Raw genomic sequence first — 1,979 nt, forward strand, 5'->3', positions numbered from 1 at the left:
GGGGTGCGGACGCCGGGGGTGGTCAAAGGGCCGTCTTCCGATCCGCTGGTGGTCACTCCTCCACGCTACCCGGGTGAACGCGACCGGCGGAGGAGTCGGAGACCTCGGGGCGAGCGGGACGGGAGAACCCCGAAGTCATTTCGGAAAGTCTTCGAAAGAATCGGTGAAGACTTCCCCCTTCACATGTCGAACACATGCACCACGAACTCGCATCGCAGGGAAAACCCTGTTGACACGCCCGCAATCGTTGTTTTTCGGAGATTATTGTCCGGAAATTTTCCGGAAACATTCGTTGACGCTTTCGGGAGCCGGGCGGACACTTCTGAGCGTTCGTCACCGGAGGCCACGGGAGCCGCGCCACCCGCGCCCCGTCGGGACAGCGCCGCGCACCCGGCCGTCCCCACGGGTCCGGTGACACCATCCGGCCGGGGCGGCGGGACGCCCCGGCCGGTTCACCAGAAGGGACAACGATGATCGACGAAACACCCCGGGGCCCCGGGCGGTCCCGCCTGCGGACCCGTCTGAGGCGCGCCCTCACCGTCGGAGCCGTGGGCATCCTGGTCTCGGCAGGCCTCGTGTCGATGTCCGGGACCGCCAACGCCGCCTCGACCCTCGGGGCCGCGGCCGCGGAGAAGGGCCGGTACTTCGGCGCCGCCGTCGCCAACAACCGGCTCGGCGAGTCGGACTACGTGAACACGCTCAACCGCGAGTTCAACAGCATCACCGCCGAGAACGAGATGAAGTGGGAGTCGCTGCAGCGCACCCGCGGCAACTTCACCTTCACCGAGGCGGACCGGATCGCCAACCACGCCCGCAGCCGGGGGATGTCGCTGCGCGGACACACGCTGGTCTGGCACTCCCAGCTGCCGGGGTGGGTCGACAACATCAACAACGCCAACGAACTGCGCACGGTGATGCGCACCCACATCGAGACCGTGATGGGCCGCTACCGCGGTCAGGTCCACTCCTGGGACGTGGTCAACGAGGCGTTCCAGGACGGCAGCAGCGGCGCGCGACGCAACTCGGTCTTCCAGCGGGTGCTGGGCAACGGGTACATCGAGGAGTCCTTCCGCATGGCGCGGGCCGCCGACCCCAACGCCAAGCTCTGCTACAACGACTACAACACCGACGGTCGCAACGCCAAGAGCGACGCCGTCTACAACCTGGTGCGGGACCTCAAGCAGCGCGGCGTGCCCATCGACTGCGTCGGGTTCCAGTCGCACTTCAACCCCCAGTCCCCGGTGCCCAACGACTACCAGGCCAATCTCCAGCGCTTCGCCGACCTCGGCGTGGAGGTGCAGATCACCGAACTGGACATCGAGGGCTCCGGCACCGCCCAGGCCAACGACTACCGACGGGTGATCCAGGCGTGCCTGAACGTCTCCCGTTGCACCGGCATCACGGTGTGGGGCGTGACGGACAAGTACTCCTGGCGCAGCGGCGGCACCCCGTTGCTGTTCGACGGCAACTACAACAAGAAGCCCGCCTACGACGCGGTGCTCGCGACGCTGGGCGGTTCCTCCAACGGCGGCGGCACCGGTGGCGGCACGGGCGGCGGTGACGGGGGCGGCACGGCGTCCTGCACCGTCACCTACACCGAGACCGACCGCTGGGGTGACCGCTTCAACGGTCGGGTCGTGGTGACAGCCGGCAGCCGGCCGATCTCCTCCTGGTCGGTGAACGTCACCGTGCGCTCGCCGCAGCGGATCTCCTCCACCTGGAACGGCAGTCCCACCTGGGACAGCAGCGGCAACGTCATGACGATGCGGCCCAACGGGAACGGGAACCTGGCGGCCGGCGCCTCCACCAGCTTCGGCTTCACGGTAATGGCCAACGGCACCTGGACCGCTCCCACGATCGGTGCCTGCACGGCCTCCTGACGCCCTTTTTCGAAGGTGGTCTCCCCCGGTCGGGGGCCGGGATCCCGCGGTCCCGACCCCCGATCGGGGCGTGCCGGTCGGGGGCGACCGGGGCCGGGG

At 68.5% G+C, this 1,979-nt stretch carries 1 protein-coding gene; it reads left to right on the forward strand.

Annotated features, from left to right (window positions below; translation table 11 throughout):
- The first annotated feature begins 470 nt into the window (after positions 1-470).
- Positions 471-1,880, forward strand: a complete 1,410-nt coding sequence (locus FNQ90_RS21210; RefSeq protein WP_182607820.1) for an endo-1,4-beta-xylanase — start codon at positions 471-473, stop codon at positions 1,878-1,880.
- The last annotated feature ends 99 nt before the right edge of the window (positions 1,881-1,979 follow it).

It is taken from the genome of Streptomyces alkaliphilus, from assembly GCF_014141535.1.
Taxonomy (GTDB): Bacteria; Actinomycetota; Actinomycetes; order Streptomycetales; family Streptomycetaceae; genus Streptomyces; species Streptomyces alkaliphilus.

Coding starts and splice junctions, on each gene's coding strand:
- FNQ90_RS21210 (WP_182607820.1), top strand. CDS start 471: ATGATCGACGAAACACCCCGGGGCCCCGGGCGGTCCCGCCTGCGGACC.